This window comes from Micromonospora sonneratiae (assembly GCF_042679305.1).
In the GTDB taxonomy this organism is placed as follows: domain Bacteria; phylum Actinomycetota; class Actinomycetes; order Mycobacteriales; family Micromonosporaceae; genus Micromonospora_H; species Micromonospora_H sonneratiae.
The window spans coordinates 105,922-124,321 of sequence record NZ_JBHTMP010000018.1; the positions used below are offsets into that span (position 1 = coordinate 105,922).

Annotated in this window: 14 protein-coding genes; 8 read left to right on the plus strand and 6 right to left on the minus strand. The window is 68.1% G+C overall.

What is annotated here, in order from left to right; translation table 11 throughout:
* Positions 1-10 precede the first annotated feature (10 nt).
* Together ACFQ4H_RS14260 and ACFQ4H_RS14265 are read right to left on the minus strand one after the other, a co-directional pair.
* Entirely contained in the window at positions 11-1,459 is a 1,449-nt protein-coding gene (locus ACFQ4H_RS14260) for an endo-1,4-beta-xylanase (protein WP_377570962.1), read from the minus strand.
* A 284-nt stretch (positions 1,460-1,743) separates the two neighbouring features.
* Positions 1,744-2,739: a LuxR C-terminal-related transcriptional regulator gene (locus tag ACFQ4H_RS14265; protein WP_377570965.1), complete on the minus strand. Its 996-nt coding sequence runs from the start codon at positions 2,737-2,739 to the stop codon at positions 1,744-1,746.
* A gap of 177 nt (positions 2,740-2,916) precedes the next feature.
* Here ACFQ4H_RS14265 and ACFQ4H_RS14270 point away from each other — a divergent pair, with 177 nt between their 5' ends.
* Positions 2,917-5,901 carry a S8 family peptidase gene (locus ACFQ4H_RS14270; RefSeq protein ID WP_377570967.1) on the plus strand — a complete coding sequence of 995 codons (2,985 nt, stop codon included), beginning with the start codon at positions 2,917-2,919 and terminating at the stop codon, positions 5,899-5,901.
* Between the two features lie 114 nt (positions 5,902-6,015).
* On the opposite strand, the gene ACFQ4H_RS14275 is transcribed toward ACFQ4H_RS14270, so the two are convergent.
* From ACFQ4H_RS14275 to ACFQ4H_RS14290, 4 genes are read right to left on the minus strand one after another with little or no spacing between them, the layout of a single operon-like run.
* A complete protein-coding gene (locus ACFQ4H_RS14275) occupies positions 6,016-6,213 on the minus strand; it encodes a hypothetical protein (RefSeq protein WP_377570970.1) in 198 nt (65 codons plus the stop codon).
* Between the two features lie 45 nt (positions 6,214-6,258).
* Positions 6,259-6,756 (minus strand): nucleoside deaminase, encoded by a 498-nt coding sequence (locus ACFQ4H_RS14280; RefSeq protein ID WP_377570973.1) that lies wholly within the window; start codon positions 6,754-6,756, stop codon positions 6,259-6,261.
* Positions 6,757-6,804: 48 nt separating this feature from the next.
* Positions 6,805-7,458, minus strand: a complete 654-nt coding sequence (locus tag ACFQ4H_RS14285; RefSeq protein WP_377570976.1) for an MBL fold metallo-hydrolase — start codon at positions 7,456-7,458, stop codon at positions 6,805-6,807.
* A gap of 9 nt (positions 7,459-7,467) precedes the next feature.
* The gene (locus ACFQ4H_RS14290; protein WP_377570978.1) at positions 7,468-8,184 is read right to left on the minus strand and encodes a maleylpyruvate isomerase family mycothiol-dependent enzyme; all 717 of its coding nucleotides are present in this window, start codon (positions 8,182-8,184) and stop codon (positions 7,468-7,470) included.
* A 178-nt stretch (positions 8,185-8,362) separates the two neighbouring features.
* Between ACFQ4H_RS14290 and rsgA the strand changes: the two genes are divergently transcribed.
* The 7 genes from rsgA to ACFQ4H_RS14325 form a co-directional block, all read left to right on the plus strand.
* Entirely contained in the window at positions 8,363-9,427 is a 1,065-nt protein-coding gene (rsgA, locus tag ACFQ4H_RS14295; RefSeq protein ID WP_377570980.1) for a ribosome small subunit-dependent GTPase A, read from the plus strand.
* Between the two features lie 233 nt (positions 9,428-9,660).
* The gene (gene uvrA, locus ACFQ4H_RS14300) at positions 9,661-12,633 is read left to right on the plus strand and encodes an excinuclease ABC subunit UvrA (RefSeq protein WP_377570983.1); all 2,973 of its coding nucleotides are present in this window, start codon (positions 9,661-9,663) and stop codon (positions 12,631-12,633) included.
* 232 nt (positions 12,634-12,865) lie between these two features.
* Positions 12,866-13,342, plus strand: coding sequence for a Rieske (2Fe-2S) protein (locus tag ACFQ4H_RS14305; RefSeq protein WP_377570985.1), 477 nt, complete (start codon positions 12,866-12,868; stop codon positions 13,340-13,342).
* Positions 13,343-13,426: 84 nt separating this feature from the next.
* Positions 13,427-15,421 carry an excinuclease ABC subunit UvrC gene (gene uvrC / locus ACFQ4H_RS14310; RefSeq protein WP_377570988.1) on the plus strand — a complete coding sequence of 665 codons (1,995 nt, stop codon included), beginning with the start codon at positions 13,427-13,429 and terminating at the stop codon, positions 15,419-15,421.
* A 320-nt stretch (positions 15,422-15,741) separates the two neighbouring features.
* Positions 15,742-16,077, plus strand: coding sequence for a TcmI family type II polyketide cyclase (locus tag ACFQ4H_RS14315; protein ID WP_377570991.1), 336 nt, complete (start codon positions 15,742-15,744; stop codon positions 16,075-16,077).
* A 136-nt stretch (positions 16,078-16,213) separates the two neighbouring features.
* The gene (locus ACFQ4H_RS14320; protein WP_377570994.1) at positions 16,214-17,563 is read left to right on the plus strand and encodes an FAD-dependent oxidoreductase; all 1,350 of its coding nucleotides are present in this window, start codon (positions 16,214-16,216) and stop codon (positions 17,561-17,563) included.
* Between the two features lie 368 nt (positions 17,564-17,931).
* The coding region (locus ACFQ4H_RS14325; protein WP_377571014.1) for a hypothetical protein at positions 17,932-18,400 on the plus strand (469 nt) is incomplete at its 3' end.

Below are 18,400 nucleotides of genomic sequence, written 5' to 3' on the forward strand. Positions count from 1 at the left end.
ACAGCCGGAATCATCCAGTGGTGCAGGCGGTGCCGTTGAGGGCGAACGAGGTGGGGGTCGGGTTGGTGCCGCCGTGCGTGCCCTGGAACCCGAAGTTCTGGGTGCCGTTGGGGGCGATGGTGCCGTTCCAGGCCGCGTTGCGGACGCTCACCTGTGCGCCGGACTGCGTCACGGTCGAGTTCCAGGAGCCGGTGACCTGCTGCCCTGCCGTGAAGCTGAACGTCAGTGTCCAGCCGTTGATGGCGGAGGAGCCGAGGTTGCCGATGACGACCTCGGTGGTGAAGCCGGTGTTCCAGGTGTTCGGGGTGTAGCTGACCCGGCAGCCGCCGGGCGGCGGGGGCGTGGTGGCGGTGGGTGACGGGCCGGGGGTGGTCGGCGATGGCACCGTGCCGCCGAGCGCCTCGGTCACCGCGTCGTACGCCGGCTTCTTGATGTAGTTGTCGTCCCAGATCAGCGCGGCACCCTGTCCCGGGAAGGTGCCCGGCACCCACGAGTACCGGTCGGTGATTCCCCAGGTGGTGACCCCGACACAGCGGGAGACCGCCAGGCAGGCCTGGAAGACCCGCCGGTAGTCGGCGGCCTGGTTGGCCAGCTTGGTGGCGTCGGCCGGCGTCTGCATGCGGATGTCCAGCTCGGTGATGCGTACGTCGACACCCAGGTCGGCGAAGCGCTGGAGGTTCTGCTGCATGTTCGACGGCACCTGGCCGACGATCAGGTGTGCCTGGAAGCCGACGCAGTCGATCGGCACTCCCCGGGCCTTGAAGTCGGTGACGAGGTTGTAGATGGCGGTGCTCTTGTTGTTGATCCCGTCGGTGCTGTAGTCGTTGATGCACAGTTTGGCGGTGGGGTCGGCGGCGCGGGCGGCCCGGAACGCCTCCTCGATGTAGCCGTCGCCCAGCCGCTGCTGGAACACCGAACTGCGGCGCGAGCCGTCGTCGTTGAACGCCTCGTTGACCACGTCCCAGGCGGTCACCCGGCCCCGGTAGCGTCCGGCGACCCCGTTGATGTGGTCGACCATCGCCGTACGCAGTTCGGTCGCCGACGTCAGGTTGCTGACCCAGTCGGGCAGTTGGGAGTGCCAGACCAGGGTGTGGCCGTACAGCCTCTTGCCGCTGGTGGTGGCGTAGTTGGCCACCTGGTCAGCCCCGCTCCAGTTGAACGAGCCGCGTGACGGTTCGGTGGCGTCCCACTTCATTGCGTTCTCGGCGACGACCAGGTTGAACTCGGTGTCGGCGATGTTCTTGTACGCCGTCTCCGACAGTCGGTTCGGGTCGAGGGCGAAGCCGATGTCCTTGCCCTTCGCGTCGGCCAGGCTCTTGAGGGTGGTGGCCGCGTCGGCGAGGGTCGGTACGGCTACGGCCGCAGCGAGCGTGACGACGGCGGCAACCGCAGTGGCGGTGAGGGCGCCGACGAGCGTGCGGCGGTTACGGCCCGGTGGGTGAGTCGAGTCGGTGTTCACGATGTTGTCCTCCTCAACGACTACCAGCTATGGGAGCGTTCCCAGTATCAGCAGCGAACTTATCTCAGTCAATGTGTTCCGGTTTCTTCCGGTGTCCGGGGCGGATGTCCTGCCCGGTTCCGGGTTGACGGCCTGATCCGCTGGAACCGGGGCCAACGTGGAACGTGGCGATGCCGAAGAGTGTCCAGATCGGAGAGTGTCCAGATCGGAGAGTGTCCAGATCGGGGTGTGGCCGTGGGACGCCGACCGGGCGCCGTCCCCGGTTTGCTGCTACGCCCGAATCGTCACAGCCAGCCGCGAGCGGACGCCTCCACCCCGGCCTGGAACCGGGTGGTGGCCCCGAGCCGCTCGATGACCGACGCGATCCGACGGGTGGCGGTACGGGCGCTGACCCCGAGCTGTCGGGCGATGGCCTCGTCCTTCAGACCCGCCTTGAGCATCTGGAGCACCAGCAGGTCCTCGTCGCTCGGCTGGTCGGTCACCGGCTGCTGCGCGCCGAGCAGTGGCGTGGCACGTTCCCAGTACGCCTTGAACAACTCGATGAGTGCGTCGAGCAGGCCGGAAGGGTGGATCAGCGCGAGATTGTCGTAGACCCCGCCGGTGAGCGAGACCAGGGCCAGCCGCATGTCCATGATCCGTAGCTTGAACGGCAGCTCGGGCAGCATCCGGGCCTGCTCGCCGGCCTTGGACAGTTGCACCAGCACCTCGAACCGGCCCGGCCGTCCCATGGACTCCGGGCAGTACACGCTCCGGATGTCCACTCCCTTGGCGATCATGTCCCTGGTTTCGGCGATCTCGGCCTCGTTGGTGTCCGGGATGCCGGCCACCTGCTTCATGTAGGGCGGCCGGTCGAGCACCCACAGGTGCGTACGGATCGACGCGGTGAGTTCGTCCACCCGGCGGTTGACCGTCTCCTGCCCCGACAGCACCTCGATCCAACGCACGGGATCGCGGAGCCGGGCGGTCTGGAACAGGCGGGCGAGATCCGCCGTCGCGGCCCGTACGCCGTCCAGCGCGGCTTCCGTTTCCAGCCGTCGCCGCGAGATGAGCGCCGTCAGCGCCGTCTCCGGACCGATGGGCTCGTATCTGCCGGGAGCGATCCGTCGGAGTAGCCCGAGCCTGGTCAGTCGGGCGACGACGTTGCGGATCCGGGAGGGGCTGACGCCCAGGGCGTCAGTGATCGCCGCCAGCGGTTCGTCGGGCTGTCCGAGGAGGAGACGGTAGACCCGTTCGTCGAATTCGCTGATGCCCACCGCACCCAGCACCGGCTCGTTCTGCACGTCTCACCCGACCCATGATCGTGTCGCCCGGCAGGTGGCGCGGTTCGCCACATGACCGAAGACGTCATGAAGATATCTCGACAACCCCTGCTGCTTGGCCGTTGACTGCTACCCGTCCCACCTGGCGATCTTGCCCGGTGGGCAAGCTCCCTTCGCCCCTACCCCCAAAGAGGAGCAATGGCCCGCAAGATTCGACAAACCCATGCGTACGGCGCGGCGATAGTAGCCGCAGCCCTGGCGATCACGGCCAGCCCGGTCCCGGCATCGGCCACGCCCGTGCCCGTCTCCCTGCCGAGTTCCCTGGCCTCGGGTGCCGGCGGCACCGGTAGGTACATCGTCACCCTGGCCGACAAGCCGCTGGCCACCTACGAAGGTGGCGTCGCCGGAATCGCCGGCACCAAACCCGGCAAGGGTAGGAAGGTGGACGTCGGCACCACCAACGCCAAGCGTTACCGCAGCCACCTCAAGGACAAGCAGACCAAGGTGGCCCGCAGCGTCGGTGCCGAGGCGATCGGAAGCTACTCCGTCGCCTCGAACGGTTTCACCGCAGAGCTGACCCCCGCGCAGGTCATGAAGCTGATGGCGACCGGTGGCGTGGTCTCCGTCGTGCCGGACAGGCTGTACAAGGCCACCAACGACCGTAACTCCGTCGACTTTCTCGGGCTCTCCGGCGACAAGGGCGTGTGGTCCACGCTCGGTGGCACGGCCAACGCCGGCAAGGGTGTGGTCATCGGTGTCATCGACACCGGAATCTGGCCGGAGAGCGCGTCGTTCACCGCCCCGGCGCTCGGTACGACCCCGCCCACGGCGGCCGATCCGTACCGGCCGTACCTCCAGGGCACGACCACCGTCATGCAGAAGGCCGACGGGACCACCTTCACCGGCACCTGCCAGACCGGCGAGGAGTTCGCCGCGACCGCCTGCAACGAGAAGGTCATCAGCGCCCGGTACTTCGGGGACGCCTGGCTGCGGGCTGTTCCCCCGGCCCAGCGGAAGGACTACGTCTCGCCCCGGGACGCGCAGGGACACGGCACACACACCGCCGGTACGGCAGCCGGCAACACCGCGGTCCCGGTCACCGAGCGGGGGGTCGACTTCGGGGAGATCTCCGGCGTCGCACCGGGGGCAAAGGTCGCCGTCTACAAGGCGCTCTGGCAGGGGACTACCGACAACACGACCGGCGGGCACGCGTCGGACATCGTCGCTGCCATCGACCAGGCCGTCGCCGACGGAGTGGACGTCATCAACTACTCGGTGGGCGGCGCGAACGAGTCGTCCCCCAACGACCCCACCGAGCGCGCCTTCCTGAACGCGGCTGCGGCCGGCATCTTCGTCTCGGCGTCCGCCGGTAACTCCGGACCGGGCGCGTCGACCATGGACAACACCGCGCCGTGGCAGACGACGGTGGCCGCGAGCACGGTTGCTCCGTACCCGGCCAGCGTGGAATTGGGCAACGGTGTCCGCTTCAACGGCACCAGCACGACCGTCGCGGCGGCGTTCGGGCCCAAGCCGCTCGTCACCTCCCGGGCAGCGAAGGCCGCCACCGCCAGCGACGCCGACGCCGACAACTGCATGGCCGGGACCCTCGACCCGGCCCAGGTCGCCGGGAAGGTCGTCGTCTGCCTCCGTGGCATCATCGCGCGGCCGGAGAAGTCCGCCGAGGTGGCGCGAGCCGGCGGTGTCGGGATGGTGCTGGCCAACCCGACCGACCAGGACCTCAGCGGAGACCTGCACAGCGTGCCGACCGTGCACATCAACTCGCCCGACACACAGGCTGTCCTGGAATACGCCGCGACCGCCGGGGCACAGGTCACCCTGCTGCCGACCGGCGCGAGCATGCCGTACCCCCAGGTGGCGGCGTTCTCCTCGCGTGGTCCCTCGCTGCACAACGCGGACCTTCTGAAGCCGGACATCGCCGCGCCCGGCGTCGCGATCCTCGCAGCGGTGGCCCCGCCGGGTGCCCAGGGGAAGGACTTCGACTTCTACTCCGGTACCTCGATGGCCGCCCCGCACATCGCCGGTCTGGCGGCGCTCTACCTCGCCAAGTACCCGGACTGGTCGCCGGCAGAGGTCAAGTCGGCGATGATGACCACCACGTTTGCCACCAGGACCGCTACCGGCCAGCCGAACACCGACGTCTTCGCCCAGGGCGCGGGGCACGTCGACCCGACCCGGATGCTCAACCCCGGCCTGGTCTACGACGCGTCCGAGCAGGACTGGCTGGGCTACCTGGAGGGGCTGGGCTACAAGACCGGTTCGGGCGTTGCCCCGATCCAGGGCACTGACCTCAACTACCCGTCGATCGCCATCGCCGAGCTCTTCGGCACCCGGACCGTCACCCGTAAGGTCACCGCCGTCACCCCCGGCGTCTACCACGCCAAGATCGACCTGCCCGGGTTCAAGGTCAAGGTGAGCCCGTCAACCCTGAAGTTCAAGAAGGCGGGGGAGACCAAGGAGTTCACTGTCACCTTCGAACTCAAGACGGCTCCCGCCGGCGTGTCGACCACCGGTTCGCTGACCTGGACGGGTGGCGGCACGGCCGTACGCAGCCCGATCGTGGTGACCCCGCAGAGCGCGGTCGCACCGACCGAGGTCCGGGGAACCGGAGCGGCCGGCTCGGTGTCCTTCGAGGTGACCCCGGCGCTCAAGAAGTTCCCGATCAAGACGTACGGGATGGTCTCGGGGCCGCAGATTCCTGATGCGGTGGGAGTCGAGGACATCTGGGGTAGGCCGTTCCAGGCCACGGTGTCCCCGGACACCAAGGCAGTGGAGTTCACCGCTCTTGCGGATGACCCGCAGGCAGGGCTTCTCCTCCTCGTCATCCGGGACACGAACGGCCTCCAGGAACTGGTGCACATCTCGAGCACCATGATGGCTGAACAGCGGTTCGCCATGCCGGCCCCGGCGCCCGGTGTGTACACCTTCCTGATCCTCACCTTCGAGGTTCTGCCGGGCACCACTAAGACACCGTTCACCGCCCAGGTGAACATGGTCACCGGCAATGGTGGCGTCGGCAACCTGGCCGTGTCCCCGAAGAACCCCAAGGTCACTCCGGGGACTCCGTTGACGGTCACGGCCAACTGGTCGGGGGTTCCCGCCGGACGGCACACGGGCTACATCGAGTACCCGAACGGGGCCGGTACGGTCGTCAGCATCAACTGACCTGGCATCGGATGCAGCACGACACGCACGTCGACTGACGTGACAGCGGGGCCGGACACGTCGTCCGGCCCCGCTGTTTTGGGGCCGGGAAACCTCGCCTGGCCCTGCCGACCGTTACTCACACCGGTCCTCGGAGCCACGCCCGTACGGCTCACAGCAGTCCGGTCGATGCTCGTACACCCGGCGGTCTGCACCACGAGCCCATGCCCAGTCGTTGGTCCGCTCGTACAGGCAGGCGCGCCACACCACCGTCTCCCCGGTGGCCGACACCACCTGGCCGTCCCCCGGGCCGCGTCGCAGCACCACCTCCATGCCCTGACGGTACGTCGTCGTCCGAAGCCGAGCAGGTGACAGTCGTTACTGTCGGTAGAAGCGGCGATGCAGGTCGTGTACCTGCTCGGCGAGTTCGGGCACCGGTCCCTCCACCACGACACCCGGTGCGACCTCCTGGACGGGCAACGGACGGACCGGGGCCGTGGGTGCCCCCAGGTCGGTCAACCAGGCAACCAACTGCGCCGAGGAACTCACGTACACGATCCGGCCGAGGCCGACCCAGCCGTGCGCCGCAGCGCACATCGGGCAGTGCTCACCCGAGGTGTAGACCGTTGCCTGGGCTCGCGCTTCCGGGGACATGTTGGCTGCCGACCAGCGGGCCAGCTCGAATTCCGGGTGCCGGGTCCGGTCACCGCCCGCCACCCGGTTACGGTCCTCGGCCAGTACGGTCCCATCGGCCGCGACCAGCACCGACCCGAAGGGTTCGTCGCCCTGCTCCAGGGCCTCGGTGGCCAGTTCCACGCACCGGCGGAGGTGCCGTAGCTCCGTCTCACCCACCATGAGCAAGCTCCCGAAAGTCATTGTGATCATTGTCTGCGCGGCAGGACCTCCCGGGCCGGGTCAGGTCCGTTACCAGCCGCGGGCTCGCCACTCGGGGAGCGCTGGCCGCTCGTTTCCGAGCCGGCCGTCCTTACCGTGGCCGGGATAGAACCAGGTGTCGTCCGGCAGCCGTCCGAAGATCTTGTGCTCGACACCGTCGATCAGCGGCGCGAACCGGTCCGGGTCCCGGTCGGTGTTGCCGACTCCGCCCGGAAAGAGAACGTCTCCGGTGAAGAGGTGTGGCGTACCCTCCGGGTCGCGGTAGAGCAGGACGACCGAGCCGGGCGTGTGTCCCACGATGTGGATGACCTCCAGCTCGCAGTCGCCGACCCTGACCACGTCCCCATCGGTCAGCGTCTCGGACGGGATCGGCAGGCCGTCGGCGTCGTCGGTGTGCACCAGCGAACGGGCGCCGGTCGCCGCCACGACGTCGGACAGTGCGACCCAGTGGTCCATGTGCTGGTGCGTGGTGACCACCGTGGTCAGTCCCGCGTCGCCGATCAGCTCCAACAGCCGGGGTGCCTCGTTCGCCGCGTCGATCAGCAACTGGTCCCCGGTCGACCGGCAGCGCAGCAGGTAGGCGTTGTTGTCCATCGGCCCGACCGACACCTTGCTGATGGTGAGGTTGGGCAGTTCCCGTACGGCCGGGCCGCCGCCCGGTGGGATCTCTCCGGTGTATGACATGGGATACCTCTACAGCCACTTCGGCGGAGTCGGCAACTGGCCGGTAGGGGTGGCACTGAGCCGGTCACCAGCGGAACGGCCGATCAGCCAGCAGGCCAGCTCGTGTGCCGGACCGGAGACGGTCGTGGTCCCGGACGGCTGCCCGATGACCAGCTCGTGGGCTGCCTCATCGGGGTGGAGCACCATGGCGGGCACGTCGGTGCGGCCGGCGAGATCGGCCACCACCTCGTGCAGCAGGCGGTGGCCGCACGCCGCCGGCCAGTCGGCCGAGGTGTATCCGGCGTTCAGGTCGACGTGGTGTACCTCGATTTCACGGAGCCGGCCCCAGACCAGGGTGGCCGCGACCCGTGGGCCAGACCGGGCGGTGACCACCGCCGCCCAGGCCTCCATCGGCATGGCGGCGGCCACGTCGGCGAAGCGCGCCGCGGACTCGCGTAGATCATCCAGCTGGATCTCCAGCGTACGTCCGGAGCCGGTCTCGATGTCGGCGTCCCGGTCGGCCGCGCTGGCGTACGCGGGAATGTCCTCCCCGGTCCGGGCGGCGATCAGCAGGTTGACCATGGCATCGGCGTTGCGGGCCACATGGGCGAGTACGTGTCCCCGCGTCCACCCGGGTAGCAACGACGGGCCGGCGAGTCCGGCCTCGTCGAGCGTCGCCGCGGTACGCAGCAGTCGTTCGGTGGCGAGGTCCACCTCGCCCATGAGAAGGAGTGGGTCTGCCGTCACGTTCTGACCCTAACGGGCCGTCGGCGTCCGGTCTCGCCGGAAATGGCTTTCGGTGGATCGGACAACCCCCTACCGTCGAGGCAGACGCGTCACCCGGGGTGCTGGAAGGAGGTGGGGATCATGCCGGTCTTCGGGCGCGTGTTCGCCATCTCCACTTCAGTCATTCACAGGGGTTGACATGATGATCGATCTCGCGTCCCTCGGTTGGGACGCTTCCCTCGCCGCGGCTGCCCGCCGTCGGTTGGCCGCCGGCTACCGCCCGGGTCGGGTGGTCCGCGCCGACCGTGGCGTCTGCACCGTACTCTGCGCCGACGGTACGGTACGGGCCAGTCTCGGCGGCACGGTTCTGGTCGCGGCTTCCGTCGACCGGGTCAACCTGCCCTGCGCCGGCGACTGGGTGCTGATCCGTACCTGGCCCGACGACCGGTACACGGTCGAGGGCGTGCTGCCCCGGCGGACCGCTCTGGTCCGGCGTACGGCGGACAAGGACTCCACCGGTCAGGTGCTGGCGGCCAACCTGGACGCCGCCGCTGTCGTCGAGCCGATGCACCCGGCGCCGGACCTGGCCCGGGTGGAGCGGTTGGTCGCGCTGGCCTGGGAGTCCGGCGCACGGCCGCTGGTCGTGTTGACCAAGGCCGATCTGGTCGCGGATCCGGCGACGGTCGCCGCGCAGGTCGCCGAGGTCGCTCCCGGGGTCGAGGTGCTGGCGGTCAGCGCCGAACGGGGGACCGGGCTCGACGGGCTGCGTCCGTGGGTTGCCGCCGGTCGTACCCTGGCGCTCTTCGGACCGTCCGGCGCCGGCAAGTCGACGCTGGTCAACGCGCTGGCCGGGGCCACGGTGATGACCACGCAGGGGATCCGCCGGGTGGACGGCAAGGGCCGCCACACCACCACCTACCGGGCGCTGGTTCCGATCCCGGGAGGGGGAGCGGTGCTGGACACCCCGGGGGTACGGGCGGTCGGTCTGCTCGACACCGCCGAAGGTGTTGGGCAGACCTTTGCCGACATCGTGGAACTCGCAGCCGACTGCCGGTTCGCCGACTGCCAGCATGACGGGGAGCCGGACTGTGCGATACAGGCTGCCCTGGAGTGCGGCGACCTCACCTACCGGCGCTGGGAGAGTTGGCGGAAACTACAGCGTGAGGTGGCCTTCGAGACCCGCCGTCGGGATGTCCGGCTGGCGGCCGTACGGCGTACCGACTGGCGGCGGATGCGTCGCCAGCGGCGTGGGATCCGGCCGTAGGGCGAGCATGGGGAAGCCGGCGATGGGCGGGCGTGGGATCCGGCCGTAGGCTGAAAGGGCCTCTCCTTCAGCCGGTAAGGCTCCTGCGGAGGGTAAGGAGAGTGCGGTTCGTTCGGCCGGTGTGCGCGCGGGAAAAACTGTCGTACCCCCGGGCTAGAGTTGCCACGGCGTGACCTCCGCGCCGACATAACCGGACAAACCCCTGCTTTCTTTCCTCTGGGAGTATACGGACAGTGGCCGACAGACTGATCATCCGTGGCGCACGCGAACACAATCTGCGTGACGTAAACCTTGACCTGCCCCGGGACGCGATGATCGTCTTCACTGGCCTGTCCGGGTCGGGCAAGTCCAGCCTGGCGTTCGACACGATCTTCGCCGAGGGGCAGCGACGGTACGTCGAGTCGCTGTCCTCGTACGCTCGGCAGTTCCTCGGCCAGATGGACAAGCCGGACGTCGACTTCATCGAGGGTCTGAGTCCCGCCGTCTCCATCGACCAGAAGTCGACCTCCCGCAACCCGCGTTCCACCGTGGGCACGATCACCGAGGTCTACGACTACCTGCGGTTGCTCTTCGCCCGGGTGGGTGAACCGCACTGCCCGGTCTGCGGTGAGCGGATCTCCCGGCAGACGCCGCAGCAGATCGTCGACCGGGTGCTGGCCATGTCGGAGGGCACCCGGTTCATGGTGCTGGCTCCGGTGGTACGCGGCCGCAAGGGCGAGTACGTCGACCTCTTCGCGGAGTTGCAGGCCAAGGGGTACGCCCGAGCCCGGGTCGACGGCGTGGTGCACCCGCTCACCGAGCCACCGAAGTTGAAGAAGCAGGAGAAGCACACCATCGAGGTGGTGGTCGACCGGCTGGCCGTCAAGGCCAGTGCCAAGCAGCGGCTGACCGACTCGGTCGAGTCGGCGCTGGCCCTGTCCGGCGGGCTGGTCCTGCTCGACTTCGTCGACCTGGCGGAGGACGACCCCGACCGGGAGCGGCGCTACTCCGAGCACCTGGCCTGCCCCAACGACCACCCGTTGGCGATCGAGGACCTCGAACCCCGGGTCTTCTCGTTCAACGCCCCCTACGGCGCCTGCCCGGAGTGCACCGGCCTGGGGCTCAAGAAGGAGGTCGACCCGGAACTGATCGTGCCGGACCAGGAGCGCACCCTGCGTGAAGGTGCGATCCAGCCGTGGGCCGGTGGACAGACCCTCGAGTACTTCCTGCACCTGCTGGAGGCGCTGGGCGAGTCGGAGCACTTCGACCTGGACACCCCGTGGCGCAAGCTGCCGGCCCGGGCGCAGAAGACGATCCTGCACGGTGCCGGTGACCAGGTGCACGTCCGTTACCGCAACAAGTACGGCCGCGAGCGCTCCTACTACACCGGCTTCGAGGGCGTGGTGCAGTGGATCGAGCGCCGGCACAGCGACACCGAGTCGGAGTGGTCCCGGGAGAAGTACGAGGGCTACATGCGGGACGTGCCGTGCGCGTCCTGTGGCGGGACCCGGCTCAAGCCGGAGGTACTGGCGGTCACCATCGCCGGCCGGAGCATCGCCGAGGTCTGCGGCCTGTCGGTGGGGGAGTGCGCGGAGCTGCTGGCCGGGTTGACCCTCACCGACCGGCAGAAGATGATCGCCGAGCGGGTGCTGAAGGAGATCAACGCACGGCTGCGCTTCCTGGTCGACGTCGGGTTGGACTACCTCTCCCTCGACCGTCCCGCCGGCACCCTCTCCGGTGGCGAGGCGCAGCGGATCCGGCTGGCCACCCAGATCGGTTCCGGTCTGGTCGGTGTGCTCTACGTACTCGACGAGCCGTCGATCGGGCTGCACCAGCGGGACAACCACCGGCTGATCGAGACCCTGCTGCGGCTCAAGAGCCTGGGCAACACGCTGATCGTGGTCGAGCACGACGAGGACACCATCCGGGTCGCCGACTGGATCGTCGACATCGGCCCGGGAGCCGGCGAGCACGGCGGTCGGATCGTGCACAGCGGCCCGGTCCCCGAACTGCTGGCCAACACCGAGTCGGTGACCGGGGCGTACCTGTCCGGCCGCAGGTCGATCCCGACGCCGAAGCAGCGCCGGCCACAGACGCCGGGGCGGGAGTTGGTTGTGCACGGCGCGCGGGAGCACAACCTGCGCAACCTGACCGTTTCCTTCCCGCTGGGGCAGCTCATCGCCGTCACCGGGGTCAGCGGCTCGGGCAAGTCGACCCTGGTCAACGACATCCTCTACACCGTGCTGGCCAACCAGCTCAACAGGGCCCGGCTGGTGCCCGGTCGGCACACCCGGGTCACCGGTCTCGACCTGGTGGACAAGGTCGTCGGCGTCGACCAGTCGCCGATCGGCCGTACCCCACGCTCCAACCCGGCGACGTACACCGGGGTATGGGACCACGTACGGAAGCTGTTCGCCGAGACGACCGAGGCGAAGGTGCGGGGCTACGGCCCCGGCCGGTTCTCGTTCAACGTCAAGGGTGGGCGCTGCGAGGCATGTAGCGGTGACGGCACGATCAAGATCGAGATGAACTTCCTGCCCGACGTCTACGTGCCCTGCGAGGTCTGCAAGGGGGCCCGGTACAACCGGGAGACCCTGGAGGTCCACTACAAGGGCAAGACCGTCTCCGACGTGTTGGAGATGCCGATCGAGGAGGCGGCCGAGTTCTTCTCCGCCATCCCGGCGATCCACCGCCACCTCAAGACCCTGGTCGACGTCGGGCTGGGTTACGTCCGGCTCGGACAGCCGGCCCCCACCCTCTCCGGTGGTGAGGCCCAGCGGGTCAAGCTCGCCTCCGAGTTGCAGAAGCGGTCGACCGGTCGGACGGTCTACGTGCTCGATGAGCCGACCACCGGCCTGCACTTCGAGGACATCCGGAAACTGATCGGGGTGCTGGAAGGCCTGGTGGACAAGGGCAACACCATCATCGTCATCGAGCACAACCTGGACGTGATCAAGACTGCCGACTGGCTGATCGACATGGGCCCGGAGGGTGGGCACCGGGGCGGCACCGTGGTGGCCGTCGGCACCCCGGAGGAGTTGGCCGAGGTGCCGGAGAGCCACACCGGTCAGTTCCTGCGGCAGGTGCTCGGTCTCGATGGCGAGGCGAGCGGGGCAGCGGCGGCGACGACCCGGGCGGCGAAGGCCAACAACGGTGCTGGCGGAAAGGCCAACGGCACCGGTGCGAAGTCACGGGCCCCACGGCGTTCCGCAGCCAAACCAAGCTGATCCGCCCGATCCGACCGGCCTGTTCCAGGACAGGTCGGTCGGGATCGCCGCGAAACACCACATGGCGATTGGCCGGGCGACTAGCGTCCAGACGTCCACGATCCACCGGGATCGCGACAGTTTGCGCGTATCGATGAACCGTTCCCCGGGGTGCCTCGTGTGTAGTGTCGTGGCCGTCCACGGCCCGGGTCGGGGACGACCGGAGACGTGGCAACCGAGAGAAAGGCAAGGCATGAGTGAGGATCAGGCGGTGACCGGTCCGGGCATCCGCACACGTCGCGCGTTGCTGGCGGGCGCGGGCGCGGTCGGCGTATCTGCCGTGCTGGCCGGGTGCGGTGGTGACGACTCCACCAACGACGCGGACGGCGGAGGGCGGGACACGACCGCTACCGAGCCCACCACCGGTGTGGACCCCGGTGGCTCCGGTGGCTTGGCCAGCACGGCCGACATCCCGATCGGTGGCGGGAAGATCTTCGCTGACCAGGGCGTGGTGGTGACCCAGCCGGTCGCCGGGGACTTCAAGGCCTTCAGCGCCCTCTGCACCCACAAGCAGTGCCCCGTGTCCAGGATCGATGGCGGCACGATCGACTGCACCTGCCACGGCAGCAAGTTCTCCGTGGCGGACGGCTCGGTGAAGCAGGGGCCGGCCACCGAACCGCTGGCCGGCAAGACCATCAAGGTCGAGGGCGACCGGATCTTCCTCGGCTGACCGTGGCGGCCTGGTGCGGCACCGGCCTGCCGCACCAGGCTTCCACTTCCGGATCTTGACAGGGGTACGGATTAGGCTGGCCGGGTGGCTGATCCCTCGACCTACCGTCCCGCGCCGGGCACGATCCCGGAATCGCCCGGGGTATACCGCTTCCGTGACGGCACCGGCCGAGTGATCTATGTCGGCAAGGCGAAGAACCTGCGGAGCCGGCTCAACTCGTACTTCGGCGACGTCTGGAACCTGCACCAGCGTACGCAGCAGATGGTCACCACGGCCGAGTCGGTGGACTGGGTCACCGTCGGCACCGAGGTCGAGGCGCTCCAACTCGAATACTCCTGGATCAAGCAGCACGACCCGCGGTTCAACGTCCGGTACCGGGACGACAAGTCGTACCCGTACCTGGCCGTCACGCTCGACGAGGAGTTTCCCCGGCTCCAGGTGATGCGTGGAGCCAAGCGCAGGGGCGTGCGTTACTTCGGCCCGTACTCGCATGCGTGGGCCATCCGCGAGACGCTGGACCTGCTGCTCCGGGTCTTCCCGGCCCGGACCTGCTCGTCCGGGGTGTTCAAGCGGGCCGGGCAGGTCGGTCGGCCGTGTCTGCTCGGCTACATCGGCAAGTGCTCCGCGCCCTGTGTGGGCAGCGTCTCCGCCGAGCAGCACCGGGAGATCGTCGACAACTTCTGCGACTTCATGGCCGGCCGTACCGACACCATGGTCCGCCGCCTCGAACGCGAGATGACCGAGGCCAGCGAGCAGTTGGAGTTCGAGCGGGCGGCCCGGCTGCGCGACGACATCGCAGCCCTGCGTCGGGCGATGGAGAAGCAGACGGTGGTGCTCGGCGACGGGACCGACGCCGACGTCGTCGCCTTCGCCGATGACCCGCTCGAGGCCGCCGTCCAGGTCTTCCACGTCCGTGACGGTCGGGTACGTGGCCAGCGCGGCTGGGTCGTGGAGAAGGTGGAGGACCTGAGCACCGGCGATCTGGTGCACCACTTCTGCACCCAGGTCTACGGCGGTGAGCAGGGCGAGACCGACGTGCCCCGGGAACTGCTGGTGCCGGAACTGCCCACCGACGTCGACGCCCTCGCCGCCTGGTTGTCGGAGAAGCGGGGCAGCCGGGTGACGCTGCGGGTGCCCCAGCGGGGCGACAAGCGGGCCCTGTTGGAGACGGTCGCCCGCAACGCCGCCGAGGCGCTCAACCGGCACAAGCTACGCCGGTCCGGTGACCTGACCACCCGGGGCAAGGCCCTCGACGAGATCGCCGAGGCGCTCGGGATGTCCACCTCACCGCTGCGGATCGAGTGTTACGACGTGTCGCAGATCCAGGGCACCGATGTGGTGGCCAGCATGGTCGTGTTCGAGGACGGGCTGCCCCGCAAGGGCGAGTATCGCCGGTTCGTCGTACGGGGAGCCACCGACGACCTGTCGGCGATGTCCGAAGTGCTACGTCGCCGCTTCTCCCGTTACCTGAACGCGGCGGCCAGCGCGAAGAGCGAACTGGAAAGTCCGACCGTCGCCACCGACTTCTTCACCTCGGAGGCCGGTGAACTGGGGGAGGAGCCCGCCGCTGAAACGGACCGGCCCGGTATCGATCCCACCACCGGTCGGCCACGCAGGTTCGCGTATCCCCCACAGTTGGTCGTGGTCGACGGCGGCCAGCCGCAGGTCGCCGCAGCGGCGCAGGTGCTGGCCGAGTTGGGTATCACCGACATCGCGCTCTGCGGGTTGGCCAAGCGGCTGGAGGAGGTGTGGCTGCCCGACGACGAGTTCCCGGTGATCCTGCCCCGGGCGTCCGAAGGGCTCTACCTGCTGCAACGGGTCCGGGACGAGGCGCACCGGTTCGCCATCACGTTCCACCGGCAGCGGCGTTCCAAGCGGATGACCGCCTCCGGTCTGGACAGCGTCGCCGGCCTGGGCGAGGTACGCCGCAAGGCGCTGCTGCGCCATTTCGGGTCGCTCAAACGCATCGCTGCGGCGACGGTCGACGAGATCGTCGAAGTGCCCGGCATCGGTCGTCGTACGGCCGAAGCGATCCTCGCCGCCCTGGGAAAGGGAGACGCGTCCGATCAGGACGGGTGAAGTACGGTCCTCGACCCGGTGACGGGCTGAGGCGGGTGGTCGACCGGGGAGCCGGCACCGACCGTACCGGCTGGTGAAGAGTGCCGGTTCGGGTCATGAGCAGTGGCGTGTCGGATCGTGGTGGACGACGCCCGGACGACTTGATCGATCGACGCCCAGTGGCGGCGGAGCGTCATTACCAGAGCGGGCGTCAACGCCGGGTGACCGACGACGAATCGGCGGTGACGGGCCGTTGACGCTGCCGTCTGCATGGTGCTCTGAGTCGGTGTTCTGACCGGCGCATCTACCAACTTAGAGGCATTAGCTGTGGGGGAGATGTGATGAGTCGCCTACTGATTGTCGGCAGGATCGCTCCGGAGGCCGAACCACAGATTGCACAGATATTCGCCGAGTCCGACGCGACGGAGTTGCCGGCGATCACCGGGGCCCGACACCGCTCGCTCTATCGTCTCGGGGACCTGTTCGTGCATCTGATCGAGATGGATGGCGCCGGACCGGAGAAGGCCGCCCAGCATCCGTTGTTCCTCGAGGTCAACAAGCGGTTGTCCGAACACACCTCGCCGTACCTTTCCACCTGGCGGTCGCCGCGTGACGCCATGGCCAGGTGCTTCTACCAGTGGGATGCCGTGGTCCCAGCGCCGGGAAGTCGAGCGTGACGGGCAGTGGCCGGCGGGGGCTGGTTGTCGGCGCGCAGCGCGCCCGGTGTTCGTGGAGTCGTCCGGGTCGGCCTCGTCCGACGGCCGGACATTTTCTGTCCTGAGAGATTCGTGGGCCCGGAACCAAGGGGGTCTGATGGCCGCCAATCCGTTTGACGTGATCATCATCGGGGCGGGCACGGGAGGTATGTGTCTGGCCCACGGGCTCCGTCGCGCCGGAGTACGGGTCGCCGTCTACGAGCGATACCGGACCCGCCGTGACGGCCTGCACGGATATCGCCTCGGTATCGGGCCGACCGGCATCCGGGCGCTGCGGGAGTGCCTGCCGCCCGAACTGTTCGCGACGTTCATGGCCACCTGCGCCCGATCACCGCGATACTTCAACATCCTCACCGAGAAGCTGCGGCAGACAGCCTCGTTCGAACTGCAACCGGACACCGACCCGATGAACAGCGACCTGGCCGTCTCCCGTATGACGCTCCGCCAGGTGCTGCTGACCGGGATGGAAGACGTCGTGCACTTCGACAAGACCTGTACCCGTTACGAACAACACGACGACGATACGGTTACCGCCTATTTTGCCGATGGCACCTCGGCCACCGGGAACCTGTTGGTCGCGGCCGACGGCACGCATTCCGTGATCCGCCGGCAGTACCTCCCGCACGCCCGGATCAAGGATGCCGGAAGCATCAACATCGCCACCAAGATCCCGCTCACCGACCAGACCAGGGCACTGCTTACCGACCAACTGATGGACGGGATATCCCTGATCTTCGGGGCCGGCGGGCTGATGGGTGTGCTGCACGTGATGAGGTTCGACTGGGATCAGGACGGACGGCCCCGACCCGGCATCGGAAGCACCGAGGCAGAGCTGATCGAACAATGGCCGGGACTGCTGTACGACAACACCCGGGACTACATCAACCTCATCATCTGGAGTGCCCAGCACCGATTTCCGGCAGACATCATGACCAAACGCGGTCAGGAACTCGTCCGGGTCGCCCTCGACCTCACCCGTAACTGGCATCCCAACCTGCGTGAACTGTTGGCCCGCAGCGATCCCGGCAGTTGTATTCCGGTCAAGGTCGCCACCTCGGAACCAATCGATCCGTGGAAGTCGAGCAACGTCACGTTGATCGGCGACGCCATCCACACCATGACGCCGGGTCGGGGCGTCGGTGCCAACACCGCGCTTCGCGACGCTGCGCTGCTGTGTCGGCAGCTCACCGCTGCGGAGCGGGGTGGCAAGACCCTGCTGAACGCGGTGGGCGACTATGAGGCGGAAATGCTTCCGTACGGATTTGCCCGGGTCGCCGACTCGCTGGCCAACAACGGCACGAGCGGTGACGATCCCCTCTACAAGCCGATCATCGGTCGCTTCGCGCTGATGGCGGCCCGTGGGTACTTCGGTGTTACCAGCAGGATTCCGTCACTGCGTAGGAAGTTCCTGACCGAGATCTACGCGCGTCGGGGTGCGGAAAGCTGAGATCTGGACCGGACGTGTAGGGCCTTTCGTGTCCGATTCGCCAACTGTGCGGTCATGTCCGGTTGTGGCATTGTCGGCAGAGGCCACGGCATTGCACCCGACTGGGGCCGATGCGTGGTTGGCGGACCGTTCCGGAGGCCGGATTCGCGGAATGCGGGCCGGCCCTCGGCGGTTATACCCAGCGTACGGCTGAGTAACACCGCCCGGAAAAGGGCGTGGATACGGTGGCCCGGAATTTGGTGGCCCCGCCAGCCGTTACACATTGCGTCCGTCCGAGTGTCCCCCCGCTCGGACGGCCCTCTTTCTTCTTGAGGCGCCTCGGTCGAGGCGTTCATCCCCCTGAATGGAAGGCAACCATCGTGAACAAGATGTTCAGCCGATGGCTCCCGGCCATCGAAGACACTTCCGCTTTCCGTAAGAGCGCGCTCGGCGTTGCCGGTCTCGCGCTTGCTGGTGGCCTGATCACCGGTTCCGCAGTAGTGGCGCAGACCGTCACGGACGAGTCGGCGTCCCCGTCCCCGGCTGTCGTGCAGGCCGAGAAGCCCGCTGAGGACAAGTTGATCCCGCTTGGTGTGCAGGGTGAGCAGTCGCGGATCCCGTTGAACGGTGAGCAGACCGACAATGCCAAGGCGATCATGAAGGCGACGAAGAAGGCTGGTATGGACGAGCGGGCTGCGGTGGTGGCTGTTGCCACGAGTCTGCAGGAGTCGAAGTTGGAGAACCTGGGTCATCTGGGTGCTCGGAATGATCATGACTCGCAGGGTCTGTTCCAGCAGCGTCCGTCTTCGGGTTGGGGCACGGTGGAGCAGATCACTGATCCGGAGTACTCGACGACGG

Coding starts and splice junctions, on each gene's coding strand:
- ACFQ4H_RS14270 (WP_377570967.1), top strand. CDS start 2,917: ATGGCCCGCAAGATTCGACAAACCCATGCGTACGGCGCGGCGATAGTA.
- ACFQ4H_RS14275 (WP_377570970.1), bottom strand. CDS start 6,213: ATGGAGGTGGTGCTGCGACGCGGCCCGGGGGACGGCCAGGTGGTGTCG.
- ACFQ4H_RS14280 (WP_377570973.1), bottom strand. CDS start 6,756: ATGACTTTCGGGAGCTTGCTCATGGTGGGTGAGACGGAGCTACGGCAC.
- ACFQ4H_RS14285 (WP_377570976.1), bottom strand. CDS start 7,458: ATGTCATACACCGGAGAGATCCCACCGGGCGGCGGCCCGGCCGTACGG.
- rsgA (WP_377570980.1), top strand. CDS start 8,363: ATGATGATCGATCTCGCGTCCCTCGGTTGGGACGCTTCCCTCGCCGCG.
- ACFQ4H_RS14305 (WP_377570985.1), top strand. CDS start 12,866: ATGAGTGAGGATCAGGCGGTGACCGGTCCGGGCATCCGCACACGTCGC.
- ACFQ4H_RS14315 (WP_377570991.1), top strand. CDS start 15,742: ATGAGTCGCCTACTGATTGTCGGCAGGATCGCTCCGGAGGCCGAACCA.
- ACFQ4H_RS14320 (WP_377570994.1), top strand. CDS start 16,214: ATGGCCGCCAATCCGTTTGACGTGATCATCATCGGGGCGGGCACGGGA.